Annotated in this window: 24 protein-coding genes and 1 pseudogene; 14 read left to right on the top strand and 11 right to left on the bottom strand. The window is 59.3% G+C overall.

Going from position 1 to position 25,529, the window contains the following annotated elements; genetic code table 11:
* Positions 1-5 precede the first annotated feature (5 nt).
* Positions 6-1,031, top strand: coding sequence for an ABC transporter permease (locus NBG89_RS22875; RefSeq protein WP_431324372.1), 1,026 nt, complete (start codon positions 6-8; stop codon positions 1,029-1,031).
* A gap of 606 nt (positions 1,032-1,637) precedes the next feature.
* Positions 1,638-2,864 carry an SLC13 family permease gene (locus tag NBG89_RS22870; protein WP_431324371.1) on the top strand — a complete coding sequence of 409 codons (1,227 nt, stop codon included), beginning with the start codon at positions 1,638-1,640 and terminating at the stop codon, positions 2,862-2,864.
* Positions 2,865-3,483: 619 nt separating this feature from the next.
* On the opposite strand, the gene gfa is transcribed toward NBG89_RS22870, so the two are convergent.
* From gfa to NBG89_RS22850, 4 genes and pseudogenes are all read right to left on the bottom strand, one after another.
* The gene (gfa, locus tag NBG89_RS22865) at positions 3,484-4,056 is read right to left on the bottom strand and encodes an S-(hydroxymethyl)glutathione synthase (RefSeq protein WP_431324370.1); all 573 of its coding nucleotides are present in this window, start codon (positions 4,054-4,056) and stop codon (positions 3,484-3,486) included.
* Positions 4,057-4,116: 60 nt separating this feature from the next.
* Positions 4,117-4,952: pseudogene (gene fghA, locus NBG89_RS22860) on the bottom strand (S-formylglutathione hydrolase).
* Positions 4,953-5,003: 51 nt separating this feature from the next.
* Complete coding sequence (locus NBG89_RS22855) at positions 5,004-5,279, bottom strand: DUF3861 domain-containing protein (RefSeq protein ID WP_431324369.1); 276 nt, start codon at positions 5,277-5,279, stop codon at positions 5,004-5,006.
* Between the two features lie 11 nt (positions 5,280-5,290).
* The gene (locus tag NBG89_RS22850; protein WP_431324368.1) at positions 5,291-6,397 is read right to left on the bottom strand and encodes an alcohol dehydrogenase catalytic domain-containing protein; all 1,107 of its coding nucleotides are present in this window, start codon (positions 6,395-6,397) and stop codon (positions 5,291-5,293) included.
* 140 nt (positions 6,398-6,537) lie between these two features.
* On the opposite strand from NBG89_RS22850, the gene NBG89_RS22845 reads away from it, so the two are divergent.
* The 7 genes from NBG89_RS22845 to pntB all read left to right on the top strand — a co-directional run bounded on the left by NBG89_RS22845 (position 6,538) and on the right by pntB (position 14,008).
* Positions 6,538-6,888: a DoxX family protein gene (locus NBG89_RS22845; RefSeq protein WP_431324367.1), complete on the top strand. Its 351-nt coding sequence runs from the start codon at positions 6,538-6,540 to the stop codon at positions 6,886-6,888.
* Between the two features lie 56 nt (positions 6,889-6,944).
* A complete protein-coding gene (locus NBG89_RS22840) occupies positions 6,945-7,562 on the top strand; it encodes a TetR/AcrR family transcriptional regulator (RefSeq protein ID WP_431324366.1) in 618 nt (205 codons plus the stop codon).
* 405 nt (positions 7,563-7,967) lie between these two features.
* Positions 7,968-8,822: a hypothetical protein gene (locus NBG89_RS22835; RefSeq protein ID WP_431324365.1), complete on the top strand. Its 855-nt coding sequence runs from the start codon at positions 7,968-7,970 to the stop codon at positions 8,820-8,822.
* A 17-nt stretch (positions 8,823-8,839) separates the two neighbouring features.
* Positions 8,840-9,424: a YceI family protein gene (locus NBG89_RS22830; protein WP_431324364.1), complete on the top strand. Its 585-nt coding sequence runs from the start codon at positions 8,840-8,842 to the stop codon at positions 9,422-9,424.
* Between the two features lie 456 nt (positions 9,425-9,880).
* Positions 9,881-11,008 (top strand): S-(hydroxymethyl)glutathione dehydrogenase/class III alcohol dehydrogenase, encoded by a 1,128-nt coding sequence (locus tag NBG89_RS22825; protein WP_431324363.1) that lies wholly within the window; start codon positions 9,881-9,883, stop codon positions 11,006-11,008.
* A 29-nt stretch (positions 11,009-11,037) separates the two neighbouring features.
* Positions 11,038-12,612: a Re/Si-specific NAD(P)(+) transhydrogenase subunit alpha gene (locus NBG89_RS22820; protein ID WP_431324362.1), complete on the top strand. Its 1,575-nt coding sequence runs from the start codon at positions 11,038-11,040 to the stop codon at positions 12,610-12,612.
* Positions 12,613-12,634: 22 nt separating this feature from the next.
* Positions 12,635-14,008, top strand: coding sequence for a Re/Si-specific NAD(P)(+) transhydrogenase subunit beta (gene pntB, locus NBG89_RS22815; protein ID WP_431324361.1), 1,374 nt, complete (start codon positions 12,635-12,637; stop codon positions 14,006-14,008).
* 474 nt (positions 14,009-14,482) lie between these two features.
* Here pntB and NBG89_RS22810 read toward each other — a convergent pair whose 3' ends face one another.
* The 7 genes from NBG89_RS22810 to NBG89_RS22780 are packed head-to-tail and all read right to left on the bottom strand — an operon-like array spanning position 14,483 to position 20,492.
* A complete protein-coding gene (locus NBG89_RS22810; RefSeq protein WP_431324360.1) occupies positions 14,483-14,803 on the bottom strand; it encodes a 2Fe-2S iron-sulfur cluster-binding protein in 321 nt (106 codons plus the stop codon).
* Positions 14,804-14,837: 34 nt separating this feature from the next.
* Positions 14,838-16,085: an NAD(P)/FAD-dependent oxidoreductase gene (locus NBG89_RS22805; RefSeq protein ID WP_431324359.1), complete on the bottom strand. Its 1,248-nt coding sequence runs from the start codon at positions 16,083-16,085 to the stop codon at positions 14,838-14,840.
* A complete protein-coding gene (locus NBG89_RS22800) occupies positions 16,082-16,636 on the bottom strand; it encodes a cupin domain-containing protein (RefSeq protein WP_431324358.1) in 555 nt (184 codons plus the stop codon). Before NBG89_RS22800 ends, NBG89_RS22805 begins: the two co-directional genes overlap by 4 nt.
* Positions 16,629-17,297: a 4-carboxy-4-hydroxy-2-oxoadipate aldolase/oxaloacetate decarboxylase gene (locus NBG89_RS22795; RefSeq protein WP_431324357.1), complete on the bottom strand. Its 669-nt coding sequence runs from the start codon at positions 17,295-17,297 to the stop codon at positions 16,629-16,631. The genes NBG89_RS22800 and NBG89_RS22795 overlap by 8 nt, the downstream gene beginning before the upstream one ends.
* Positions 17,298-17,318: 21 nt before the next feature.
* Positions 17,319-18,248 carry an ABC transporter substrate-binding protein gene (locus tag NBG89_RS22790; protein ID WP_431324356.1) on the bottom strand — a complete coding sequence of 310 codons (930 nt, stop codon included), beginning with the start codon at positions 18,246-18,248 and terminating at the stop codon, positions 17,319-17,321.
* Positions 18,249-18,276: 28 nt separating this feature from the next.
* Complete coding sequence (locus tag NBG89_RS22785) at positions 18,277-19,296, bottom strand: amidohydrolase family protein (protein ID WP_431324522.1); 1,020 nt, start codon at positions 19,294-19,296, stop codon at positions 18,277-18,279.
* A 5-nt stretch (positions 19,297-19,301) separates the two neighbouring features.
* On the bottom strand, positions 19,302-20,492 hold the full coding sequence (locus tag NBG89_RS22780) for a cytochrome P450 (protein WP_431324355.1): 1,191 nt from the start codon (positions 20,490-20,492) through the stop codon (positions 19,302-19,304).
* Positions 20,493-20,720: 228 nt separating this feature from the next.
* Here NBG89_RS22780 and NBG89_RS22775 point away from each other — a divergent pair, with 228 nt between their 5' ends.
* Genes NBG89_RS22775 through NBG89_RS22755 form a run of 5 tightly spaced genes read left to right on the top strand, consistent with a single transcriptional unit; the run spans position 20,721 to position 25,327 of the window.
* Complete coding sequence (locus NBG89_RS22775; RefSeq protein ID WP_431324354.1) at positions 20,721-21,515, top strand: ABC transporter ATP-binding protein; 795 nt, start codon at positions 20,721-20,723, stop codon at positions 21,513-21,515.
* Complete coding sequence (locus NBG89_RS22770; protein ID WP_431324353.1) at positions 21,512-22,222, top strand: ABC transporter ATP-binding protein; 711 nt, start codon at positions 21,512-21,514, stop codon at positions 22,220-22,222. Before NBG89_RS22775 ends, NBG89_RS22770 begins: the two co-directional genes overlap by 4 nt.
* Positions 22,222-23,103, top strand: a complete 882-nt coding sequence (locus NBG89_RS22765) for a branched-chain amino acid ABC transporter permease (protein ID WP_431324352.1) — start codon at positions 22,222-22,224, stop codon at positions 23,101-23,103. The genes NBG89_RS22770 and NBG89_RS22765 overlap by 1 nt, the downstream gene beginning before the upstream one ends.
* Positions 23,100-24,098 carry a branched-chain amino acid ABC transporter permease gene (locus NBG89_RS22760; RefSeq protein ID WP_431324351.1) on the top strand — a complete coding sequence of 333 codons (999 nt, stop codon included), beginning with the start codon at positions 23,100-23,102 and terminating at the stop codon, positions 24,096-24,098. The genes NBG89_RS22765 and NBG89_RS22760 overlap by 4 nt, the downstream gene beginning before the upstream one ends.
* Positions 24,099-24,127: 29 nt before the next feature.
* Positions 24,128-25,327, top strand: coding sequence for an ABC transporter substrate-binding protein (locus NBG89_RS22755; protein WP_431324350.1), 1,200 nt, complete (start codon positions 24,128-24,130; stop codon positions 25,325-25,327).
* Positions 25,328-25,529 lie beyond the last annotated feature (202 nt).

Raw genomic sequence — 25,529 nt, 5'->3', positions numbered from 1 at the left:
CTCGAATGGTCAAAAAAGATCTTGGACTGCTGCTTCTGATCGTCGTCGTCGGTATCGTCGTCGCCATCATCAATCCGCGCTTCCTGCTGCCAATCAACCTGGCGAATACCGCCAACCTGATCGGCCTGTTCGGCATCCTGTCGATCGGCCAGGCCTACGTCATCATTACGGGCGGTATCGAACTTTCCGTTGGTTCGCTCGTAGCCCTTCTTGGCGTGCTGTTTGTCGATTTCGTCGCGGTCCAGCACATGTCATGGATGCTGGCGCTGCCGCTCATTCTCGTGCTCGGCGCGGCCATAGGTGCCATTCACGGCTTGCTGATCACCCGACTGAACCTGCAGCCCTTCGTCGTCACCCTCTGCGGCCTCCTTATCTATCGGGGGGCGGCGCGCTTCTATACGGCCGACGGAACGGCGGGGTTTGCATTCGGTCAGACTTTCCCAGACCTTGAATTTCTGACGGCCGGACGATTCTATGGCGTTCCCAACACCTTCATTGCGCTCGTCATCATTTCCGTGGTCATGTGGGTGTTACTGCATCGCTCCATCTTCGGGCGTTATCTCTACGCGATCGGCAAGAACGAGGAGGCGGCGCGCTATTCCGGTATCCGTACCGGCCGGATGGTGATGTCGGCCTATGTCATCTGCGGACTGCTTACGGCGCTTTCGGCGATCTATTTCGCCATGTATACACGCTCGATCTCGCCGGCCAGCCATGGCCAGTTCTATGAACTCTACGCGATTGCCGCTGCCGTACTCGGCGGCTTTTCGCTCCGCGGCGGCGAGGGTTCGATCGTTGGCGTCGTGCTCGGAACGGTCCTGCTCCAGGAGTTGCAGAACCTCGTCAATCTGCTTGGCATCCCCTCGTCGCTAAATTTCGCTGTCATGGGTGGTGTGATCCTCATTGGCGTCCTCATCGACCAACAATGGCACGCAATCCGCGCACAGCGACGCCTCGTGTCAGCAGCCAGGCAGACCGAGGCCCATGTTCCGGACGAAGGCACATTGCCGGTGGTTGCCAATCAGGACTAGGCCGGCAGATGGGATGAACATATAGGGCTGCAGCTGGCAAACCATGCAGCCTCTTCTGCCTGGCATGCAGATGCCACCGCCGGCTGCCAGACCTTCGGCAAAAAAGAGCATCTCACCAACCGTCGCATCGCCAATCTTGAAAATAAGACCGGCGTCGCAACGCACCATGCAACAAGCCTCGTTGTCGGTCGGCTCATCGACAGAGCATGTTCCGACCGCTCCGGTATGCGAACCGGCAAGCTTGGCCCATCGAGCAGGCGGCTCGACTTCCTGTGCAAGCGCGGGCAATGCCGCAAGGCACGCGCCAAACACACAGGCTGCCACGCCAATCATGCCGGCGACTGCCGGTCTGTTAAGCTTGCGCCAGAGTGCCGCCGCTTTACGGTCCGCTCAAGGGGAAGCCTAGTAGGTCACAAGTAGCCATGTCAGTGGCTTCATAGCAAACAAACGTGGTTACATTTCAATGCTAAAGTTCAAAACATGCTATGGAGCCTCGCACACCCTGTAAAAATTCTCGAACTAACAGGCGTCGGCAAGTCTCATGCAACCGCTGTTGTGGTAGTTGCGCGATGACGATTCGCCTCCTTCCTCGGAGCCAGTCCTGCAATGACCGATTTCGTCCTTGTTCTTTTCGGGCTTACTTATGTTGGAATGGCGCTCGGGCGCGTGCCTGGCCTTCGCATCGACCGAGCCGGCATTGCGCTGACCGTCGCCGTTGTGCTGGTCGCCGTCGGCGCGGTTCCAAGCAATGGCATGGACGAAGCCATTGACTTCCCGACGCTGCTGCTGCTCGGGGGATTGATGATCGTATCCGCAAGGGTCGGCGCCAGTGGGTTTTACGACGCGCTCGCCATGTGGATCGCCACTCAGGCCGGGCGCCCGCGCCGCCTGCTTGCCCTTACAATAGCCATCGGCGGCATCCTTTCCGCCTTCCTCGTCAACGACATCGTTGTCTTCGCAATGACCCCGCTGCTCTGCTCCGGACTCGCCGCGCGCAAGCTCGATCCTCGCCCATTTCTGTTCGGCCTTGCCGCGGCGAGCAATGCCGGCTCGGCCGCGACCTTGATCGGCAATCCTCAAAACATCCTCATCGGGCAGGCGGGTGACCTTAGCTTTTGGGGTTATTTCACCGACGCGGCCATCCCGTCGCTTGCGGCTCTAATCATCTGCTACGCATGCGTGGCCTACATTTGGCGCATCAGCCTCGGCGCACCTGCGGCGGACGCTGCAATCGAGATAATCCGCTTCGATCGGTTCCAGGTAGGAATTTGCGGCGGGGCAATCGCCGTATTGCTCATTCTGTTTGCGACCCCGATCCCGCGGGAGATCTCAGCGCTTCTGGTGGCCGCCTGCCTGATCGTCAGTCGAACGCTGCCGACCAGACAGCTCCTTGATGAGATCGACGTGCCGCTGCTTATCCTATTTGCGGCCCTTTTCGTGATAAACGACGCATTCGCCCGAACAGGGTTTCCGGAACAGGCGGTACAGACCTTGACAACCTACAACCTGTTGCCGGACCGCGTCTCATCCCTGGTGCCAATTTCTCTGCTTCTCAGCAACACGATCGGCAACGTTCCTGCCGTCGTGATGATTCTGAAAGTCTGGCATGGGATTCCGGAAGGAAATTTAGTTGGGCTTGCCATGCTTTCAACACTTGCCGGCAACCTGTTCCTCGTCGGCAGCCTTGCAAACCTTATAGTCGCCGAGCGAGCTGCCGTCCAAGGCGTGCAACTGACGTTTCGCGATCATGCCAAAACGGGCGTGCCAGTCACCATCCTCTCGATGCTGTTTGCCGGGCTTTGGCTCTGGATCGGTGGCTACATGCCGATGTAATCAAAACGGACAGAGGCTCGAGTAAACAACGCTCGTCGCATGGCGGGCGTGGCATTCTGGGGATGCGTGCTATACCTCTACTCATGACGGGCTGCAGCGTCTGCCGTGGCTAAGATGTACTCCCCTTGGCTGGTTATGACTTACTGCTTGCGCAGGCGGCATAGTGCTGCAGCCGCACTCCAAGCGGCGGAACGCTGCGCTGAACTGATGTGTGGACCGGCTTGGCTTCGGCCAATGTCTAGGGGCCGATGAGGTGGAAGCGCGCGAAAATCCATCGGGGCTCGCGGCAACGATTTATCAAGCCGCATTATGAAGCCGGATATACGTCAGTTGTGACCGTCGATCCTGATCTTGGTCAACCTTTGCAATCGGGCGGGGTCCATATACGTCATACATATTATGGGTTGATCGTGGAAGATCCGGCGCCGGCCAGGACGCCATCACAATCGAGGAGGATTGGGTTGCTTCCGTAGGAATGAAGGATCCCCCGCACGCCTATCGAACCTGCGCCAGTTTCTCGCCTCCTCAGCAGCGACGATCGTTCTCCGACGAGCCGGTGAGAAGGTTTCACCGTCGCACTCGTGTTGAGCCGGGCGGCCGCCGCCCGGCTCTTTCGGGTCTATGCCGGTAGAACACCGCTCTTCTTTGCCGTCCAAGTGGCAATGTAATCCATCAGGCCAGGTGAGAGGCAGTCGTAAGGTGTAAGGTCCAGTTCGGTGAGGCGCGCACGGATTGCGCCCATCTTTGAGGGGTCATACCCGACCTCGATGATCGAGGACACGAACGCGGCAAAGCTGGGCTCCGCCCATCCTTCTTCCTCAAAACGCTCGGGATGGATGAAGGACAAGCCTTTGAACGGATGATCCCGCTCCACCGGTCCATACATATGGACACCGCACTCCTTGCAGGCATGTCGCTGGATCAGGGCATTTGCATCGACGACCGCGAGCTTATTGCCGTTCTCAACAACCTCGACGGCCTCCGTGGGTGACACCGCAACGATGGAGAAATTTGCCCCCACCGGCTTCCAGCACTTGGTACAGCCGCAGGCATGATTGTGGGCAATATCGCCCTTGATCTTCACCTTAACCGGATTCGTGGTGCACTCGCAAACGAGAGTGCCTCCAGGGAACGGAGCGCCGCCCTTCCTCAATCCCCCATCGACATGGGGGTGTATGCCGACACTTGCCATTGCTTCTTCCTCCTATTTGGCCGGGCACCACGCCCGACCCTCAGAACGGCGGGTGACCGATTAGCGATTGAGCCGCTCCGCATGCCACCTCAAATGATCTTCCATGAACGTCGAAATGAAGTAGTAGGAATGCCCATAGCCTTCCTGCATCCGCAGGCTCAGGCGAATGCCTGCCTGGTCGCATGCCTTCTGGAGTTCCGATGGACGCAAACCGTCCTCCAGGAATAAATCGGCAGTCCTTGATCAACGAGAAGTTCCGGAAACCGGAAGCCATCTTCGATGAGCGCACAACTGTCGTATTGTCTCCAGGCCTCTTCATCGGTTCCGAGATACCGTTCGAATGCCGGACGGGACCAACCCGCCGCCATGGGCCGCGAGATGGGTGCAAACGCAGAGCAGCTCCGAAAGCGGTCAGGGTGCTTCAGCGCGAGCGTGATCGCGCCATGCCCGCCCATCGAATGTCCAAAGACGCCTTGCCGAGACATATCCGCCGGGAATTCCGACGCAATAAGACGTGGAAGCTCCTCAGAGATATAGGAGTACATGCGGTAGTTTGCGTCGAATGGAGGGCAGGTCGCGTCAAGGTAAAACCCCGCTCCACTGCCGAACTGCCAATTGTCGCGATCGTCCGGCACCCCTTCACCCCTTGGACTGGTGTCAGGACAGACGAGGATCAATCCGAGAGCGGCGGCCGCTCGCCTGTATTCGCCTTTTTCCATGACGTTGGCGTGCGTGCAGGTCAGCCCCGATAGATACCAAACGATCGGGCACGGGTGCTCATCCGCCTGCGGAGGCAAATACAGGGCGAAGGTCATATTGCAGTCGCAGGTGCTCGAATGGTGGGCGTAGACGCCTTGCGTCCCTCCATAGGACCGCTCGAGCGAAATGGTCTTCATGTCGCAATCCTTTATCGCCCGCCGCCGCGCCACAGTCACTGGGGATGAAATTCAGCCTTTCAGTGACTTCATGAAGCTGCCGATATGGGGAAACAGCTCCTTGAAAGGCGTATCCGAGCGATGCCTCAGGAGAACTTCAGCGAACAGTTTCAGTCCAATCGTAAACTCGGCCGCGTCGTCTAAGGGCAGCATCTGTCTCTCGCGCACCATCGATAGGACCTTGAAAAGGTCGTCATGATTGGTCGCTTCGAAGACGAGGGCCTTGTCGGCGGCCGAGGGGGCATCCCCCTCAAGCCGCTCGACGGTGATCCGGTAGGTATAGGCCAAGTGGAACTCCGCTACAGTTCGACGGCGTAGTAGGTGAAGCCGCCTTCGTCCTTTCCGACACCGGAAATGGCTTCATTGATCCTCTCCAAAGGCCACACCATTGGCGACATGACCGACATGTCGATGATCCCCGCTTCGACCATCGCCGCAATCTCCATGCCTTCTGCGGCCGTGAACCATACCGAGCCGATCAATTCCATCTGCTCGTCCATCCACCATTTGACGTCGACGGGCAAAGCCCCGGACGTGCCACCGATGTTGACGATGCGGCCTCCCCGTTTGACGCCGCCCATGGCGTCCAGCATGGAGTCGAGCGGCGCCTTGGCGCCGAGCGTATCGAGCATCAAGTCCGCCCCGCTGCCATTGGTCTGCGCCTTGACGAAGGCTCCTGAGGATCCCTTCACGTTCGAGAAGGTAACGATGCGGTCCGGCGCGATGGCTTTCAGCCGTTCAAGAAGCCCCTCGCCCCTGGCCACGGCGTAGATCTTCGCAACGCCCATCGCCAACGCGAACAGCGTCGCACCCAAGCCCAGTGTCCCGGTGGCGCCGTTGATGATCAAAGTCTTGCCCATAAGCGGACCGCATTTCTTGAGGGCGGCGTAGGAGGTTCCGAGATAACCCATACGGGAACCCTGGACGAACGTCATGTTGTCGGGGATCTTGATGACCTGCGCCTGCGGCGCGAGCATGAATTCGCCGAATCCCCCGTAGGGATAGCGGGCGAACATTTCCATGCTTTTTTGATTGTAGCCGAAGTAACCGCCAAGCGTCCAATATTCGCAGGCCTGCGGCTTGCCTGAAGAACAATGATGACACGCACCGCAGAAACGTCCGGGATTCACATAAACCCTGTCGCCGGGCTTGATGCTGACGACCTGGGGACCGACCTCGTGGACCACGCCACTCGGATCGAGGCCGTGAATCGCCGGCCGCGGCGGCAGCGGCATCTGCGGATACCAGGTCTCCCAGTTGGCCAGAACGTTCGCGAGATTTGGAACCATTCCGCAGGCTTTCACGCGGACGATCACGTCGCTGCCGGTGGCCGTTGGCCTCTCGACCTCATCGATGCTCATCGGCTGACCCACGGCATGAAGCCGCGCGGCACGCATCAGTTCCATCGGTATTCCTCCCAAACTCAAAGATTGCGTCGCATTGACATTCCATTTGGATTGTGAATACCGTTTAGTATCTGAAAAGGCAAGCGGGGAATGCCAACTATCCTCGCCGACCCGGCGGAGGCCGGCGTCAAGGAGGAGAAATGGATTTCGTTTTGGTTGACTGGCTCCGCATTCTCTGCGGTGCCTGGTTCATTCCACATCTCATCGGCAAGGGTCTGCACTATGAGAAAGCCGGAGGAACATTCGAAGCCGCGGGTTTCAAGCCCGGCAGGTTCTTCGTCGGGCTTACCATGGTTGCGGAGGCGTGCGCCGCAGCGGGCATGACGTTTTCTGTCTACCCCAGGGTTGCAGCCGTGTTCGGTGCTTTGGTATTGCTCGGGGCAGGCTACGCGGTCGTGAAGATCAACGGCATGAATTGGCGCTGGCAGAAGATGGGGCCGGAGTATCCAATCTTCTGGGCACTCATTTGTCTGCTAACGGCTCTTGTATGATCGCTGCATTTTGAGGTACGCCTCGGTGTCTGGATACGCGAGAACGGGAATTGCGAATGGCACGGCTGACACGTGAGCAAAGTCAGGCTCGAACGAAAGAGAAGCTTCTAGCGTCCGCTTATGAAGTCATGGCACGGTACGGTTATGCTGGGGCTTCGATTGAACGTATCGCCGAGGAAGCCGGCTATTCAAAGGGGGCGTTCTATTCGAATTTTGCCAATAAGGAAGACATCTTCCTCCAGCTCCTTGCCGGCAATGCCGGTGGCGACGTGGTTCAACTGACGGAACTTCTAGGGAACTGTGATGATCCCATGGAGCTCATTGACGTTCTCGCGACGTGGGCGAACAACCGCGGAGATGACCGGCGATGGGGCATGCTGGCGATCGAACTGCTGCGTATGGCACAGCACGATCACACACTGGGAGATCGTCACATAGGGCTCTTCCGTAATCAGTGGGAGGGCATTGGCAAGATCCTCATCGACAAATTGGATCTCGTTATGCAGCCTCCTGCAAGCCCGTTCTATATCGGCGGTATCGTTCTCGAGCTCACTTATGGCGGTATTTCGAGCTTCCTCAAGGACGGCGCGCCTGGGGACATGGTCCGGGTCGTCTTACGAGACATGTACCGATCGTCGCGGGCAACCAAATCTGGTGTCCCGGTAAAAGCCTGACAGAACCATCGGCTACACAGTATGCGCAACGGGCGGCTCTGACTTCAGTCGTCCCACGCGCACTCAACCTTGGAACATTCTATCGATCATCGAGGCTGCCACGCAGCGGGGACAAACCACCCGCTTTTGCGTCCATAGCGCGCTTGACATCTGAAAACTCAAAGACTACCTTTCATTCAAAGACTAAATAGTATGTGGAAACTATCTAGTATTCGAATCGCAGGCTGCGGCGACCGCTGTTGAGGAGCAAGCGGGCTATGGGGGGATTATGAGTAACGGTAAGATGACAATGGGCTGTCGAAGCACGCAAGCCGGAGGCTAGGGCGCCGGCTTTCTTGGTGCCGGGTGCCATGCGTCAGCGTGCCGGCCCTGCAGGATATACATCTCGCAATTCGGAAAATTCGCATGCTTGGATTTGGCAACTCCCCGCAGGAGGCGCTGGCCGCGTCCCTGCTCGCCATGATGCTCGTCAGCATTTTTGCGTCGGGCTTGATGCGCTGGCGCGGCCCGATACGCCTGACCGATCTCCTAATGCCTGCTGCATTGCTGGCAGCCTATTGGCTCGTCTACAACAAAGTGCCGGCTTTTCCGCCTGTCGGGGCGGTCAACAAGGTGTTCTATGTCATTGTTATCGGGACGATGGTCGGCTTCGCGGTCGAGATCGCTGCCCAACCCGCGGTTCGAGTTGTTTCCCTTTTTCAGCCGGTTGCGGCCGCGGTTTATATTGGCCTGCCCCGCTTGGGAGTGGCGTCCTGGGAAGTGGTGGCTGCAGCGGCAGCCGGCGTGGCTATAATGTGGCTCATCTTGCGCGGGGCGACGGCTCGCCCGGAAGATGACGTGAAGCGGGGCGGCGTTGTTGCCGTGCTCGCGCTTGGCTTCGCGCCGATAGCCCTTCTGGGTGCGTCGTCCTCCTCGTTTCAGCTCTGTCTGCTGTTTGCAGCGGGTTGCTTTGGCATTCTCCTCATACACGTCGTCAACCCCGTTTTCCGCTTCGGCGGCGCCTCATCGACCGCCGCATTGGGTGGACTGATTTCCGTGGCATACACAGTGGTACTGATCACGCGCAACGCCGATCCCATCGCCATTGCGATCCTCGCCCTCTGCGTCGTTCTGCCGGTGTTCTCGGAGCGTGTCTGCCGGATGTTTGCCGCATCTCGGCCGTTTCCGCGTCTTTTCGTCCATATCGGCCTGGCCGTTCTTCCGGCCGCGTTGGCGGTCGCCGTGGCGTTCCTGGACTATGGATCGAGTTTTCCAGCTTAACTGAGGAGGAGAATGAAATGAAACACAGACTTGCAGCATTGTTGCTTTCGGTGGCGCCGCTCGCCGGGGCAGTGTCACCCGCCTGGGCCACCAAGTTCGACATCGACCCGGTCCATTCAGGAATCGCGTTTTACATCGACCACCTGGGCTTCTCGAAAGTGATTGGCGTCGCGCAGCAATTCTCAGGCGCTTTCCAATTCGATGCCGCGAAGCCCGAGGGGAGCAACCTTGATGTCAAAGTCGCGGTCGGTTCGATCTCGACGAACAACAAGCAGCGCGACAGCGACATCCAGGGCGCCGATTGGTTCAATGCTACGGAATTTCCGGAAATCACCTTCGTCGGCAAGGAATTCAAGAAGATCTCTGACACCACGGGACAAATTATTGGCGACCTGACGATTGCCGGCGTCACGAAGTCCACTGCGCTGGACGTCAAGTTCAACAAGGAAGGCCAGAACCCGTGGGACAAGAGCCACGTCGTCGGCTTTAGCGCGACAACCAAGGTGAAGCGGAGTGATTTCGGCATGAAGGCAGCGCTCGGGATGATAGGCGATGAGGTTGATCTCGTGATTCAGGTGGAAGGCCGCGAGCACCAAGGCTGATCGAACGCAATCCCGACCGCAAGGTCACTTCGCGATAAAGGTACCGCCGCAGCGCGACGGTACCTTTCAGTATGGGCTCATCAGAAAACGCTTAGCCCAGAACGCATAGCCGCTTCACCGGCCGCTTCGCAGCTTCCATACCCGCCCGGCCCGAGGGCGGGCGGCTAGGTGAAATTTCTAGCTTTTTCGGATACTTTTTGGTATGCAAATTCCAATAAGTATGTTAACGAAGATCAATGCGGCTGGAGGGCGGAGATAAAACCATAAGCGCGCATCGGGAGGATCTATCATGCTTTCGCCTGCAATCTCGTTGCTTTGCGGTACACCCGCGCGGCCAAGCTCGCCCGTTTGTGGGACACAAACCTCCAGTCGACGCACTCCTTATTCTTCCGCGACCTGACACTCGCAATCAAGGCCGCACCGCGCAAATCTGGCAATCATCGAAAGGAAACCTTAATGGACGTACGCGCCGCCGTAGCCGTTGCCGCCGGCAAGCCGCTTGAAGTGATGACCGTTCAGCTGGAGGGACCGCGGGCCGGCGAAGTGCTGGTCGAGGTGAAGGCGACGGGCATCTGCCACACCGACGACTTCACGTTGTCGGGCGCCGATCCGGAGGGCCTGTTTCCGGCGATCCTCGGCCATGAGGGTGCCGGCATCGTCGTCGATGTCGGCCCGGGCGTGACCTCGGTGAAGAAGGGCGACCACGTCATTCCGCTCTATACGCCGGAATGCCGCGAATGCCCGTCCTGCCTGTCGCGCAAGACCAATCTGTGCACCGCCATCCGCTCAACGCAAGGGCAAGGCCTGATGCCGGACGGCACCTCGCGGTTTTCGATCGGCAAGGACAAGATCCATCACTACATGGGCTGCTCGACCTTCGCCAACTACACGGTGCTGCCGGAGATTGCCGTTGCTAAGGTCAATCCGGACGCCCCGTTCGACAAGATCTGCTATATCGGCTGCGGCGTCACCACCGGCATCGGCGCCGTCATCAACACCGCCAAGGTGGAGATCGGATCGACGGCCATCGTCTTCGGGCTTGGCGGCATCGGTTTGAACGTCATCCAGGGCCTCAGGCTTGCTGGCGCCGACATGATCATCGGCGTTGATTTGAACAACGACAAGAAGGCCTGGGGCGAGCGCTTCGGCATGACGCATTTCGTCAATCCGAAGGAGGTCGGTGACGACATCGTTCCCTACCTCGTCAACATGACGAAGCGCGGTGCCGACCAGATCGGCGGCGCCGACTACACCTTCGACTGCACCGGCAACACCAAGGTGATGCGCCAGGCGCTGGAAGCCAGCCATCGCGGCTGGGGCAAGTCAGTGGTCATCGGCGTTGCCGGCGCCGGCCAGGAGATCGCCACCCGCCCCTTCCAGCTGGTCACCGGCCGCTCCTGGATGGGCACCGCCTTCGGCGGCGCCCGCGGCCGCACCGACGTACCAAAGATCGTCGACTGGTACATGCAGGGCAAGATCGAGATCGATCCGATGATCACCCACACCCTGGCCCTCGAAGACATCAACAAGGGCTTCGAGCTCATGCAATCGGGGACAAGCATCCGCAGCGTTATCGTGTACTGACACATCGTATTCTGAAAATGGGGAGTGACATGTTTATAGGTTCGCCACGAGAACGGCTTGAGGGGGAAGCACGCGTCGCGATGACGCCGGACAGCGCCACCCAGCTTCAGAAACTCGGATATCAATGTGCCATCGAAACCGGCGCCGGTAAACTTGCCGGCTTCTCTGACGACGCCTATCGCGCAGCCGGCGTCAGGATCGTCGACAGCGTTGAAGCACTTTTTGCAAGCGTGGACGTCATCGCCAAGGTGCGCCCGCCTGAGCCAAGCGACATAGCAAGGCTTTCGAGCAACAAGACGCTGATCTCATTCTTCTATCCTGCGCAGAATAAGGAGCTTCTTGAGCAAGCGAAGGCGACAGGCGCAAACGTGATTGCCATGGACATGGTGCCACGCATTTCGCGCGCCCAGAAGATGGACGCGCTGTCCTCCATGGCCAACATCGCAGGCTATCGCGCCGTGATCGAGGCCGGCAATAATTTCGGCCGCTTCTTCACCGGCCAGGTGACCGCGGCCGGCAAGATCCCGCCGGCCAAGGTTCTGATCATAGGCGCTGGCGTCGCTGGTCTTGCCGCCGTCGGCACCAGCGTTTCGCTCGGTGCCATCACCTACGCATTCGACGTTCGCCCGGAAGTGGCCGAGCAGATCGAATCGATGGGTGCAGAATTCGTCTTCCTCGACTTCAGGGAACAGCAGCAGGATGGCGCGGCAACGGGTGGCTATGCATCCCCGTCGAGCCCGGAATTCCGCGAAGCGCAGCTAAAGAAGTTCCGCGAAATCGCGCCTGATATCGACATTGTCATCACCACCGCACTAATCCCGGGCCGCGACGCGCCGAAGCTTTGGCTTGCAGACATGGTCGCTGCGATGAAGCCGGGCTCCGTGGTGGTCGACCTTGCGGCCGAACGCGGCGGGAATTGCGACCTGACCATTCCGGATCGGAAGATCGTTTCTGAGAACGGCGTCACCGTCATCGGCTACACCGATTTCCCGAGCCGCATGGCGGCACAGGCATCGACCCTTTATTCGACGAACATCCGCCACATGATGACGGACCTCACCCCGAAAAAGGATGGCGTTCTCGTCCATAACATGGAAGACGATGTCATTCGCGGAGCCACTGTAGCCTTCGAAGGCGAGATCACCTATCCGCCACCGCCGCCAAAGATCCAGGCGATCGCAGCCCAGAGGCCAAAGGAAAAGACCAAGGAGTTGACGCCGGAAGAACGGCGTGCCGCCGAAGCTTCCGCATTCAAGTCGGCTACGCGGAAGCAGGTCGGCCTGCTCGTCGTCGGCGGCCTTCTGATGGCGCTTATCGGCGCCTATGCGCCGGCGGCCTTCGTGGGCCACTTCATCGTCTTCGCGCTTGCCTGCTTCGTCGGCTTTCAGGTCATTTGGGGTGTCAGCCATTCGCTGCATACACCGCTGATGGCCGTGACCAACGCGATTTCCGGGATCATCATCATCGGTGCGCTGCTGCAGATCACCGCGGGCGGCTGGCTGGTGACAGCCCTTGCCGCCATTTCGGTGGCGATTGCCACTATCAACATCGTCGGCGGCTTCATGGTCACCCGGCGCATGTTGAACATGTTTCAAAAGTCGTGACGCCGGCCGGGGAATCAAAATCATGTCTATCGGTATCCAGACCGCGGCCTACATCGCCGCATCCGTTCTCTTCATCCTTTCGCTCGGCGGCCTTTCCGGTCAGGAAAGCGCCAAGCGCGCCGTGTGGTACGGCATATCAGGCATGGCAATAGCCGTACTCGCGACCATCCTCGGACCAGGTGTCGGGCTTTCCGTCGTCCTGATCATCATGCTTGTCGTCGGTGCTGTCGTCGGCACGTTGTTGGCGCAGCGTGTCGAAATGACCGGCATGCCGCAGCTCGTGGCGGCGCTACACTCCTTCGTGGGCCTTGCTGCAGTGCTGATCGGCCTCAACTCCGACATGACGGCGCATGAGTTCGCCACCAATGCGGAAAAGATCATCCATGAAGCGGAAATCTTCCTCGGCGTGTTCATCGGCGCGGTGACCTTCACCGGCTCGATCATCGCCTATGGCAAGCTTTCCGGTCACATCGGCGGCAAGGCACTCATCCTGTCCGGCCGGCACATCTTCAACATCCTGATGGTGCTCATGTCGCTTGCCCTCATGGTCATGTACATGAATGGCGCCGGTTCGTGGACACTCTACCTAATGACGCTGATCGCCTTTGTTATCGGCGCTCATCTGGTCATGGCCATCGGCGGCGCCGATATGCCGGTCGTCGTTTCGATGCTCAACTCCTATTCCGGTTGGGCGGCGGCGGCGACAGGCTTCCTGCTCGGCAACGACCTTTTGATCGTAACCGGAGCGCTCGTCGGCTCGTCGGGCGCGATCCTGTCCTACATTATGTGCAAAGCGATGAATCGCCAGTTCCTATCGGTCATTCTCGGCGGCTTCGGCAATGCCTCAGGCCCGACGATGGAAGTCCTGGGCGAACAGGTTGCCATCGATGCCGAGGGCGTTGCTGCGGCGCTCAACGACGCCGACTCCGTCATCATTGTTCCAGGCTACGGCATGGCGGTCGCGCAGGCTCAAAGTGCGGTTTCGGAACTCACCCGCAAGCTGCGCGCAGCCGGCAAGAACGTGCGCTTTGCGATCCATCCGGTTGCAGGCCGCCTGCCTGGTCACATGAACGTCCTGCTCGCCGAAGCCAAGGTGCCCTACGACATCGTGTTGGAGATGGACGAGATCAACGACGATTTCCACGAGACCGATGTCGTCATCGTCATCGGCTCGAACGACATCGTCAATCCGGCCGCACAGGAAGATCCGAACTCACCGATCGCCGGCATGCCTGTGCTCGAGGTCTGGAAGGCCAAGCAGGTTTTCGTCTCCAAGCGCGGCCAGGGTACCGGCTATTCCGGGATCGAGAACCCGCTGTTCTTCAAGGAAAACACCCGCATGTACTACGGCGACGCCAAAGAATCGGTCAGCGGCCTGCTTCCGAAGCTGGCCTGAGAGCTTGATGATCTCCGCTTTCGACCGGAGGAGATTTTCTCAAAGAAACACGTTCCTCGGCAGCCATAAGACCTTCACCGGCAGGCTGCCGTTGCGCACTGCGGATAGTTCATGCGAGGTCGCCGACCATATGCCGCGCGATAGGTTGTCGAGACGGGCACGCCCATATGCGTCTAAGACTGCTCGAATGGTTTGCGCCATATCGCGGGATCGCCTGCAAATAAGAAGGCGATCCGTGTTACCGAATGAATGAGCGGAATGACGTAACGCCCATGGCTATGAGTGCCATGGGCGCGGTCGGGGCCTTGGTTGATGCTTTTTTAGCCCGAAATTCAGCCATGAAATATCTGACTGGCTGGAACGCTCTTGACTATCGCTTAGAGCATCCGGTTCGAGTGCGACTGAACCGTGATTTTGGATCGCCACTCAGTGTATGATCCTCGAGGTCCGCCTGTGACGCGAGCGGATCGATTGTCATTCTTCGGGGGCAATGCGAACGACGATTCCACTGAGAGTTTCGTCAAAGAGGATCTGACAGGAAAGTCGCGAGCTCTCTTGGCGGTAGTCGGAGCCCTCCAGCAACTCACTCTCGTCGATCGAGGGTGCTGCCAGGCTTGCGGTCTTTGGCAATTCCTCGACGTAGAGGTGGCAGGTGGCACAGGAAAGGCACCCGCCACACATTGCAAGCAGCTCATCAAAGCCCGCGCTTCGGATATTCTCCATCAGCGAAGTACCCAATCTTCCCTCGAAACTATGCAGCTCTCCGTCCCGCGTACGCACTGATATCATAGACATTTTTTCCTCCACGTTATTCCGGGCCCCGAATGCCTCACAGCGCCTCGGGGCTAAGTTCCTTGAGTTGTTGCGATGTATCGGCCAGCGCGTCACGGTCGACCCTCGCCGAGCTATCGACAAGCTTTCGTCCTTGCACGTAGTCGCGGGATGCGTTGACGCAATCGAGAGCCAGGACCGCCCCGTTCTTCAGGTAGATAACGCTGAAGCTCCGGCTGGCGGGATTACCCCGTGTCACCACGCTGTCGAAGCCGTAGTTGAGACCGATGGTCTGCATCCGCAAATCGTATTGATTGGACCAGAACCAGGGCGTCGCCTCGTAGGGCTTGAGTTCGCCGCAGATCGCTTTGGCGGCGGTCGTCGCCTGATCCGTCGCGTTCTGCACAGATTCGATGCGAATGCCGCGGCCATGTCTCAGCCGGGCGCAGTCTCCGATGCAGTAAATGTCCGGCAGGGACGTCTGGCAAAACTCATCGATATCGACACCGTTTGAGCCTTCCGCGCCCGCCTCGATCAGAGGGCCGGCCGAAGGGATAATGCCTATACCGACCACGATGATATCTGCTGGGACCTTCTCGCCGGTGGCAAGCACCACGTTCTTGACGCGGCCGTTGGAACCCTCCAGAGAGCCGACACCGCAGTTGAGGCGGATGTCGACGCCATGTGCGCGATGCTCGGCTTCGTAGAATCTCGATACCGGCTCGCCTGCCACGCGGGCGAGTACGCGGTCGAGCGCCTCGACCAAAGTGACCTCTTTGCCGATCTCTCGGAACACGGCTGCCGCTTCGAGCCCGACATAGCCGCCGCCGACGATCACGATCCTTTCGGCGCCAGGAAGGACTTCGACGAGCGCGTCGCAATCTGCCTTGCTGCGGATATAGCAGATTCCGGCCAACTCGCTGCCGGGGCAGGAAAGCTTCCTCGGTTCGCCACCGGCAGCCCAGACGAGCTTGCCGTAAGAGAAGCGTTCCCCCAGGTCCGTGACGACGACATGGGCTGCCGCATCGACGGTGGTCACATGCCTGCCCAGCATCAGTTCCACCTGCCGGGAGGTCCAGAAATCCTCCGGCCTGAGACGCATCCTCTCGAAGGATTTCTTGCCTGCGAGATATTCCTTCGAAAGCGAAGGGCGGTCGTAGGGGACTTCCGGCTCAGCCCCGATCAGCGCAATGCGTCCCGTGAACCCGGACTGCCTGAGCGCTGCCGCTGTCTGCGAGCCGCCATGTCCACCGCCGACGATGATGCAGTCGAAGAAGCGATTGTTGTCCGCCCGCACCATTGTCATGCCTCTCTTTCGGCACCGATGAGGACGAAGCACATCGTCGCGGGCTTGTCGCCCTTGTTGCGCCAGGCGTGGCGCGTGCCGCATTGGACGACGACGTCGCCCTGCTTCAGCAGCGTTTCGGCGCCGTCATCGAGTTCGAGCCAGACCTCGCCATCGAGGACAATGTCGTAATCCACTGTGTCGGTGGTGTGCATACCGGGGGCATTGGGCTCGAACGCCTCGATCAGGCCAGGGATATGCACCGCCTGTTCCTCGAACGCGGCCGCCGGGTCGACGGTCGCGAATACCGAGTCCGGCGGGAAGACGACGATCATCAGCTTCGTCTGGCCCGGTTCGGGGGTGATCATGATTTGCGGCGGCGCCTGCTCCGCATGACTCTGCGGAAGGCTGGGTTTCGCCGACGTGGCATAAAGGACCGAGGTCAAGTGGCCTGGCACGGAAGCGTATGCGTGGGCATTGGGTGCCGGGCCGTCGCTGATGAACACCGACTTGCCATTGCTAATCCCTGTGACGACGCGCCGGAGTCTGCGCAGTTCCATTGCCCTATTCATAGATCAAGCCTTTCGCTTCAAGCTGCGGACGCATGTTGTTGATGTCGAGGCTTAGTTGGCCTCGCTCGTAGAGACCGCGCTTTTCGTCTTCCATTTTCTGGCGTTTGCGCGCTTTTTCGAGGACCGACGCCGCCTCGTCACGTTTGACAACGCAAACGCCATCGTCGTCGGCGACGATGACATCGCCCGGCTCGATGTAGGCTCCGGCGCAAACCACTGGGATTTGAACGTTTGCAAGCGTTTCCTTGACTGTGCCCTGGGCCGATATTGCCTTCGACCAGACGGGAAAGTTCATGGACCGCAGGTCGAAGACATCGCGTACGCCGGCATCGATCACCAGTCCCAGAATTCCGCGAGCCTTGCACGATGTCGCGAGAAGATCGCCGAAATATCCGTCCGTGCACGGCGAGGTTGGTGTGACGACCAGGATGTCGCCGGGCTGTGCGACCTCAAGGGCGACGTGGATCATCCAGTTGTCACCCGGCGGCACCTCGCATGTGAGCGCCGTGCCGCCGATGCGAGCGCCCTCGATTATGGGGCGCAGATGCGGGGCCAGCAATCCCTTGCGACCCTGTGCTTCATGGACTGTGGCGACACCCAGCTTGCCGAGGGCTTCGCATATCTCGCGATCCGTCCGCGGGGTCTTGGTCATTACCTTCATTGGGAACCTCCCGAGATGCAATCAAACGTATTTCAACCAGCCGACCGCGCCCTGAAGGAAGCTGCGCTCAAACACGCCTGCGGCGCCGGATCTGGCTGCCTCGTCAAGCAGGTTGGCGCGGATCATCAAGTCGACCGTGGCATTCATCGCACCTTGCGGAATGGAGAGATCGCCGGGCCACATGCCCATGTCGCGCATGTAGCGAAGGCCTCGCGAAGCGAGTTCGGCGTCGTCTTTCGTGGTAATTCGCTGGAAAATCGGAAGCGTGATGTCTTCGCGGCTCGGGTCGTTTGTTATCGAATAGGCTTCGAACAGCGCCTTGAGGAATCGGCCGACGACATCGCGGTTGCCGTCCAACCAGCTTTTGCGGCCGATGACAGCGGCGAAGACGATCTCGGGGATGACATCATTGATCTCGCCGATCAGGTTATAGCCTTCGCGTTCAGCCAGGAAATTCCATGGCGCGGGCTGCGGGGCGCAGTCAATTTCCCCCGCTTGCAGGGCTTCCCAGCGCTTGGTGTGGATGCCGGCGAGTTCGAATTCGTAGTCGCCGGGATACCGCAGGCCTTCCTTGGACAGCAGCATTTGGGTGTAGATTGCCGTGCCCTCTGTCAGAGACGAGGTGCCAACCTTTTTGCCCTTGAGGTCCTTGATCGTCTTGATCGAAGGTTGAGCGACGAGTGACATCGGCAGGCGATTGGAATTCGAGGCGATGACCCTGAGCTCGCCGCCTTTGACGAAGTTCGAGACGGCACCTTCAGGTGGGGTTATCGCGAGATCGGCCTCCCCTTCGACAACGGCGGTGGTCGCCTTGTCGACGGTGCCCATCTTCTTGTATTCGATCACCAGCCCGTGCTTGGCGAAAATTCCATGCTCTTCGGCCACGAAGACCGGGAGCCAGTTGAAGCCTTGCGCCCCGCCCGCGAGGCTTAGATGTTGGCTGGAAGCCATATGATTTCTCCCTGATATTCGTGAGGCTTCAAAGTCCGCGCCCGCGCAGCCTTTCGTCCAAAAGCGGATAGACCCGTCGCGCGTTTCCTCCGAAAACCGCGTGTCTCTGGCTATCGTCGAGGGCGAGATGGTCAATGTATCTCTTGGTGTCGTCGAACGGGTGCCCGGTCTCCGGATCGGTCGCCTTCACAGCGCCGAGCAGCTCGGAGCCGAACAGGATGTTCTTGGTGTCGACGACGCGGAAGAGCGTATCGATGCCCGCCTGGTGATAGACGCAGGTGTCGAAGAACACATTGTTCATGAGGTGCGTGTCGAGGCCGGGCTTTTCGAGCATGATCGCCAGGCCGCGATAGCGGCCCCAGTGGTAAGGCGCTGCCCCGCCTCCGTGCGGTATGATGAGCTTGAGTTCCGGATGACGCTCGAACAGGTCTCCCTGAATCAACTGCATGAACACCGCCGTATCCGCGTTGATGTAGTGCGCACCCGTCATGTGAAGGCAGCGCTCGCAGGAACTCGAGACGTGGATCATCGCGGGAACCCTGAGGGCAACCATGGCCTCCCACATCGGATCCCACCACGGATCGTAGATCGGCGGCGCACTCCAACGCCCGCCCGATGGGTCGGGGTTGAGATTGCAGCCCACAAAGCCGTTTTCGACGCAGCGCTCCAACTCCTCGATGACATCAGACAGGTCGCCGTCGACTGTCTGGGGAAGCTGGCAGACGGCCGCGAAATTATCCGGGAACATGTCGACGATCCGGCCAACATTGTCGTTCGACAGGCGTGACCACTCCTTGGCGACCGATAGTCCCGGCACGTGGTGTCCCATACCCGAGGCACGCGGGCTGAGCAGCGTGACATGCGAGCCGCGCTCGCGCTGAATTTTAAGCTGGTTCGCCTCGATGATGTCGTGCAACTGCTTGTCGGGGATTCCCGGATAGACGGGGAGCTCGGAAGACTTTCCTTCCGCATAGGCGACTTGCGCCGCGCGGAAGGCATGGTGCTCCGGCGGTTCGGTCGTGAAGTGGCCGTGGCAGTCGATGATCAGCGACATCACGCATTCCACTTCGCAGGAAGGTCGGATATCCCACGGAACCGCCAGCCCTTGCCCTTAATCTCCCGCGACGTATCGAGACGAAGATCGGGCAACTGCCGGAATACCTCGGCAAGCGCAATCTCGCCCATCGCACGGGACAGGAAGTGGCCGGAACAAAAGTGCGGGCGGAAACCGAAGGACAGGTGCTGCTTCTTCTTGCGGAACATGTCGAAGCGGTCGGCGTCTTCGAAACGTGTCTCATCGCGGTTGGCCGACCCCATGACGATGGCGACGGATGATCCCTGAGGGATGACCGTGCCGGCGATCTCGAAATCTTCTTTGGCGATGCGCGGCGTTACGCCGATCGGGGCGATCCAGCGCAGCCCCTCGTCGAAGGCGCGCATCGCGTTTTCCTGCGGCTGCTCCGCCATGAGCTTCGCCTGGTCGGGATTTGAAAGAAGACCCGTGCAGGCGTTTGCCGCTGCATGGCCTGGCTCCTGGAGGCCGCCGAGGATGATGACGCGCATGGTGGGAGAAATCTCCTCCCAGCTTCGAACCTCACCCTTTGGCATGCCGCCATACATGACATGGCTGAGCAGCGAGTGGTTCGGCTTCGACAGGCACGCCTGGTAAAGATCGCCCATCTGCTTGTCGATGTCGGCGAGCGCGTCGTCCAGTCGCTTCCATATGGCCGGATCATTGCTGACGTTCTGCAGGCCCAGCGCCATCGCATGAAACCACTCGACGAGAGTTTCGTTTGGCGTCTCCGTCAGGCCGATGACGTCGCCAATGCACCGCACCGAGATTGGCTCGAAGAGTTCCGTCGTCAGGTTCGCTTCACCATTCTTCTTCAAGGAGTCGATGTAACGCTGCACGACCGGGCGTGTCAGACCTTCGACGAAGGAGCGCACGCGTTCCTGCGTGAGATTCTCGTCGATACCCTGGCGGAGGCACTGGTGATCTTCACCAGACATGGTCAAGACGTTCGGCATACCCATGACGCGGGCTTCAGGACGGTCCGCCGAGCCTGAAGGTCCGAACACCTTGTCGTTGCCGCCGATCGTGCGGCAGTCGTCGAAGCGCGTAATGAAATATTCTTTCGTCCCTTCGAAGAAGGCCACAGGCTCCTCCGCGCGTAGCCGCGCGTAGACGGGATAAGGATCGTGATAGAGATTTTCGCCCGTCAGTTCGGTGTGCGTTCCAGTCATTGATTTCCTCCCTCACCCTGCTTTGCGGGGTTTTCACTAATCCCGCCGCCATGTTCTCCAACCCGACGGCATGCATTCTCAGGACGTTCCTTCGGAGCAATCGCCACGCGATTGACGCTTGACATACCGAAACGTCTTCGGATACTGATAGGTATCCAAAGCGGGGTTGGCTGTCAACAAGAGAAATGGACAAGCCGTGGAGAGACCGCTTCGGAAGGGAGGAAATCAGTGAGCAACAGCAGCAGCAGCGCCGAGGTGCGCCTTGTGCTTGAGGCACGAGATGTCTCCGTGCAGTTTGGCGGCGTCAAAGCCCTGACCAATGTGTCGGTTTCCGTGAAGGCAGGAGAAATCTGTGGCTTGATCGGGCCGAATGGAGCAGGCAAATCGACCTTTCTCAACGCGGCGACCCGGCTTGTAAATTACACAAGCGGATCGATCATGCTTGGCGGTCAGCCACTCGAAGGCGTGGGTTCGCGCGAGATGATCGGAATGGGCATCGCGAGGACCTTCCAGAATCTCGGCATCTATGCCTCGATGACCGTTCTGGAGAATGTCATGCTCGGGGCGCATCATCGGTTTGGCGGCAAGTTCGCTCAAGCGATCTTCGCTCCATCCCGGGCAAGGGCTGTGGAACGGTCCGCGCGCGAAAAGGCAATGGCGGTGCTTGAAGAGGTCGGCATGGCCGAGCTCGCACCGCGCACCGCCGGATCGCTTCCCTATCCCCTGCAGAAGCGTATGGAGATTGCCCGCGCACTTGCTGCCGAGCCCAAAATTCTTCTGCTTGACGAACCTGCCGGCGGACTAACGCACGGCGAAGTCCACGAATTCGGCTCGCTCATCAACGGCATCAGACGCAAACGGAACCTCTCCATTCTTCTCATCGAGCATCACATGGGGTTGGTCATGAGCCTTTGTGACCGGATCGTTGTGTTGCACCTGGGCCGCAACTTGGCCGAAGGCACCCCTTCCGAAATCAAGTCCAACGACGCGGTGATTACCGCCTACCTCGGGAAGGCGGCATGACGCTGGATCTCAAGAATCTCTCCGTGTTCTACGGCAAGACGCAGGCGCTGTTCGACTGTTCGTTCTCAGTGGGCGAAGGCGAGTTTGTCGCCCTGCTCGGCTCCAACGGGGCCGGGAAGACAACGCTGCTGCGCGCCGTCTCGGGACTGCTTCCATTCAAGGGTTCGGTTGCCTTTTCTGGAAAAGCGCTAGACAAGATCGTGGCGCAGAAGCGCCTCGCGCTCGGTATCGCTCACATACCCCAGGGGCGAGGGACTTTTTCCGAGTTTACGGTCGATGAAAACCTGTCGCTCGGAGCGACGATCGTGTCCAACCGATCACAGGTGCGGGAGGACAAGGAACGCTGGTACGAGACATTCCCGCGTCTGCGCGAACGGCGCAATCAGCTTGCAGGAAATCTTAGCGGCGGAGAACAGCAGATGCTGGCCGTTGCCCGCGCGCTCATGTCCCGACCGAAGCTTCTGATGTGCGACGAGCCATCGCTCGGGCTCGCCCCTTCGATCACCCAGGAAATCCTCGCGATTTTCAAGACGCTCAACAAGGATCACGGCATGACGCTGCTCGTGGTCGAGCAGAATGTCGACATCACCCTTCAATATGCCGACCGGGCCTTCGTCATCGAGGCCGGCCAGATCGTCGCGAGCGGTGCGGCAACGGAGCTGATCGGCAATGAAGACATCAAGAAATCTTATCTGGGAGTTGCCTGATGAGCCTCTTCTTCCAGCTCGTCGTCAGCGGCTTGACCACGGGTGCAATTTACGCGGCGCTGGCCCTGGCGCTCGTCCTCATCTTCAGGGCAACCAATGTCGTCAACTTCGGCCAGGGCGAGATGGCGACCTTTTCCGCCTATGTCGCCTGGCAGTTGATGCAGTGGGGGGCGCCGCTCTGGCTCGCCGTCCTCGCGAGCCTCATTGTGGCGTTTGCTATTGGGATTGTGACTTTCCGCCTGATTATCCGACCGATGATGAGCGCTCCGGTAGAGGCAATCGTCGTCATCACCCTTGGCATCCTCGTCCTCTTCCAGGCCGCGTGCATGTGGATGTGGGGTGCCGAACAGCTCGCGTTCCCGAGCCTTTTCCCTGACGGTGGCTTCGATATCGGCGGGGTTCGCGTGCTCTCTTCCGCCATCGGCACACTAACGATCCTTCTTGTTATTGCTTTGGCAATGGGCTTCATTTTCCGGTTCACAAGGCTTGGCCTGTCGATGCGCGCGGCGGCTTTCGACCACGCTCGAAGCGTGCTTGTCGGCGTCAACGTCGAACGCATGCTTATGTTGGGATGGGGCTTTGCCGCTGTCATCGGGGCGCTTGCCGCCACCCTCATCGCCCCCCGCCTGTTCCTCAGCCCGACGATGATGACGCCAATTCTCTTTTACGGGCTCGCTGCAGCGACGCTCGGCGGCTGGGACAGTCCGCTTGGCGCAATCGTCGGCGGCCTCGCCGTCGGTGTCGCCGAGAGCTTGGGTGCCAGCTACCTCTCGTTCATCGGCGCCGACATGCGCATCGCGGTGCCGATCGCCCTCACCCTGGTCATCCTGCTCGTGAAGCCCGTTGGCCTGTTCGGTTCCTATAAGGTGACTAAGCTATGAATGATGATGGATTCCGCGCGGCCGCTCTCAAGTTCGCTCTCTTCGCGATCGTCGCGATCCTGATCCCAGTCTTAGCGCCGGGATACGCGCTGCAGCAGGTGGCGATTGCTATCGCCTATACCATCGCCATCCTCGGTTTGAACCTGCTGATGGGCTTCGCCGGGCAGATTTGCCTTGCACAGGGAACGCTGTTCGGCGTCGGCGCTTACGTCACCGCGATCCTCAACGCCACCTACGGCGTCTCACCGCTCTTGACGCTGCCTGCCTCTGCCGCGGTGGCGGCCGCGATTGGGCTGGTCATCGGCCTTCCAGCACTCAGGCTTCAAGGCTTGCAGTTGGCCATCGTTACATTCGGCATCGCGGCTGCGTTCCCGCAACTGCTGCTCAAGATGGGAAGCCTTACCGGCGGCGTGTCAGGACTTCCGATCGAAGCCCCCGAAGCTCCGAGTTTCTTATCGGATAGCCCTGAATTGTGGCTCTACATCATATCGCTTACATGCGCGGGCATCGGTGCCCTGCTTGTCTCGCGGATGCTCTTTGGCGACAACGGGCGCTCCCTTAGGGCACAGCGGGATAATCCACAGATTGCCCAGGCGCTCGGCGTCAACCTGACACGCACCCGACTATGGGCGTTTGCCGCAAGTTCGGCGCTCGCGGGACTCGGCGGTGGAGTGTTCGGGATCATCAGTGGCTTCATCAGCCCGGAGTCGTTCCTGGCAATCCTGTCCATCAACATCGTGATCGGCAGCATTGTCGGCGGCGCCACCAGTATCGTCGGAGCGTTTCTCGGCGGTCTGTTCATGGTCTTCGTCCCGACCTGGGCATCCGACATCAACCTGAGCCTCGGCAACCTGATCTACGGTCTCGCGCTGATCCTGATCATGATGGTCGCGCGCAACGGGGTCACTGGCTTCATCGAAAAATGGCTCTCGATGACTTTTCGGAGGATGGCGAGTAGCCGGCGCCAAATTGAAACAAGGGAGGAACTGATATGAGATTTATCTCTGTACTAAAAGGATGCGCAATGCCGCTGGCTGTCGCGGCACTGCTCGCGGCAAGCAATGCCAATGCTGCAGAACCGTCGCCGGGCGTCACCGACGACACCATTAAAATTGGTGTCACGGGACCGCTGACTGGACCGGTCGCCGTCGTCGGCGGCGTCGCCGAAGGCATACGTGCGCGGGTCGAACAGGCCAACGCCGGAGGCGGCGTCAAGATGGGCGACGGCAAGACCCGCAAGATCGATCTCATCATCGAAGATGATGGCCTTGATCCCCAGCGCACCTTGGCGAATGTCCGCAAGATGGTCGAGAAAGATCAGGTATTTGCTCTCGTCGGTACCGCAGCCACGCCAAACAATCTGGCGATCGGCCGTTATATCACGCAGAAGAAAGTGCCGAACGTTTTCATGTATTCCGGTGTTATCTCCCTGAATGCACCCGAATGGGAAGTCGGCTTCGTACCGTCGTTTTCAACCGAAGCAGACTCATTTGCTGCGTACCTTCAGATCAACAAGCCCGACGCAAAGGTGGCCTTCCTGTATCTGAACACGGAGACGGGCCAAACCTTCATGAAGGCCTTCGATAGCGCAATCGACGGAACGAACATCAAGGTGATCGAACGCCAGCCGGTGACATCGCAGGACCCCACCGTCGAGACCCAACTCAACACCCTGAAGGCTTCCGGCGCTGACACCCTGGTGATTATCGCTGCTCCGCGCCAGGGAGGCGAAGCCATCCGCTTCCAGTCCGAAAGCGGTTGGAAGCCTTTGACCCTGGTCACTAACTTGTCGTCGGCATATCCGGTCCTCCAGTCGGTCGGCCTGGAAAATGCCAAGGGTATTATCACCTCCGACATCCTAAAGCCTATCACCAGCGATCAGCAGTCAGGCGACGAAGGCGTCGATAACTATCTCGACGCCATAAAAGCAGCCAAGGTGAATTTCGTCTTCGCCAATACGATCGGCCAGACGGGATATGCCATCGGCGACGCGCTCATCCAGTCCCTCGAGAAGCTCAAGGACCCCACCCGCGAAGAGCTGATGAAAGTCGTTCACAACATGAACGGGTGGAAGAACCCATTGCTCCAAGAAGGCATCACAATGACGACCAAGGCGGGATCCGACATCTACCCTGTGGAGGCACTCCAGCTATATCAGTTCGATGGCCAGGCATACGTACCGCTCGGCGGCGTTTTGGACTTTGAGGGCACAACACACGAATAGCCCTGCTTGCGCCGGGGTGCCGGGAACCCGGCGCCCACACTGGCGAGGCAGACGGAACGAGATAGGCAGTCCCAGGACGACCTAAATTAGCGATGCTCAGACACTATTTCAACAGGATGATTTAGGCAGAAACGAACCAACATTAACATTTAATATCAGTTACTTATGGCATGACGTGTCCCAAAACGGCGAATATCGCCTT

It is taken from the genome of Rhizobium sp. YTU87027 (assembly GCF_050644135.1).
Taxonomy (GTDB): Bacteria; Pseudomonadota; Alphaproteobacteria; order Rhizobiales; family Rhizobiaceae; genus Rhizobium.
This window is presented reverse-complemented; position numbering and strand designations above follow the sequence as displayed.

What these genes read in the sequence shown, in the direction of transcription:
- NBG89_RS22810 (WP_431324360.1), bottom strand. Translation starts at nt 14,803, where the DNA reads ATGTCTATGATATCAGTGCGTACGCGGGACGGAGAGCTGCATAGTTTC.
- NBG89_RS22840 (WP_431324366.1), top strand. Translation starts at nt 6,945, where the DNA reads ATGGCACGGCTGACACGTGAGCAAAGTCAGGCTCGAACGAAAGAGAAG.
- NBG89_RS22875 (WP_431324372.1), top strand. Translation starts at nt 6, where the DNA reads ATGGTCAAAAAAGATCTTGGACTGCTGCTTCTGATCGTCGTCGTCGGT.
- gfa (WP_431324370.1), bottom strand. Translation starts at nt 4,056, where the DNA reads ATGGCAAGTGTCGGCATACACCCCCATGTCGATGGGGGATTGAGGAAG.
- NBG89_RS22835 (WP_431324365.1), top strand. Translation starts at nt 7,968, where the DNA reads ATGCTTGGATTTGGCAACTCCCCGCAGGAGGCGCTGGCCGCGTCCCTG.
- NBG89_RS22760 (WP_431324351.1), top strand. Translation starts at nt 23,100, where the DNA reads ATGAATGATGATGGATTCCGCGCGGCCGCTCTCAAGTTCGCTCTCTTC.
- NBG89_RS22820 (WP_431324362.1), top strand. Translation starts at nt 11,038, where the DNA reads ATGTTTATAGGTTCGCCACGAGAACGGCTTGAGGGGGAAGCACGCGTC.
- pntB (WP_431324361.1), top strand. Translation starts at nt 12,635, where the DNA reads ATGTCTATCGGTATCCAGACCGCGGCCTACATCGCCGCATCCGTTCTC.
- NBG89_RS22805 (WP_431324359.1), bottom strand. Translation starts at nt 16,085, where the DNA reads ATGACAATGGTGCGGGCGGACAACAATCGCTTCTTCGACTGCATCATC.
- NBG89_RS22770 (WP_431324353.1), top strand. Translation starts at nt 21,512, where the DNA reads ATGACGCTGGATCTCAAGAATCTCTCCGTGTTCTACGGCAAGACGCAG.
- NBG89_RS22845 (WP_431324367.1), top strand. Translation starts at nt 6,538, where the DNA reads ATGGATTTCGTTTTGGTTGACTGGCTCCGCATTCTCTGCGGTGCCTGG.
- NBG89_RS22825 (WP_431324363.1), top strand. Translation starts at nt 9,881, where the DNA reads ATGGACGTACGCGCCGCCGTAGCCGTTGCCGCCGGCAAGCCGCTTGAA.
- NBG89_RS22795 (WP_431324357.1), bottom strand. Translation starts at nt 17,297, where the DNA reads ATGAAGGTAATGACCAAGACCCCGCGGACGGATCGCGAGATATGCGAA.
- NBG89_RS22800 (WP_431324358.1), bottom strand. Translation starts at nt 16,636, where the DNA reads ATGAATAGGGCAATGGAACTGCGCAGACTCCGGCGCGTCGTCACAGGG.
- NBG89_RS22870 (WP_431324371.1), top strand. Translation starts at nt 1,638, where the DNA reads ATGACCGATTTCGTCCTTGTTCTTTTCGGGCTTACTTATGTTGGAATG.
- NBG89_RS22755 (WP_431324350.1), top strand. Translation starts at nt 24,128, where the DNA reads ATGCCGCTGGCTGTCGCGGCACTGCTCGCGGCAAGCAATGCCAATGCT.
- NBG89_RS22790 (WP_431324356.1), bottom strand. Translation starts at nt 18,248, where the DNA reads ATGGCTTCCAGCCAACATCTAAGCCTCGCGGGCGGGGCGCAAGGCTTC.
- NBG89_RS22780 (WP_431324355.1), bottom strand. Translation starts at nt 20,492, where the DNA reads ATGACTGGAACGCACACCGAACTGACGGGCGAAAATCTCTATCACGAT.
- NBG89_RS22850 (WP_431324368.1), bottom strand. Translation starts at nt 6,397, where the DNA reads ATGGAACTGATGCGTGCCGCGCGGCTTCATGCCGTGGGTCAGCCGATG.
- NBG89_RS22765 (WP_431324352.1), top strand. Translation starts at nt 22,222, where the DNA reads ATGAGCCTCTTCTTCCAGCTCGTCGTCAGCGGCTTGACCACGGGTGCA.
- NBG89_RS22830 (WP_431324364.1), top strand. Translation starts at nt 8,840, where the DNA reads ATGAAACACAGACTTGCAGCATTGTTGCTTTCGGTGGCGCCGCTCGCC.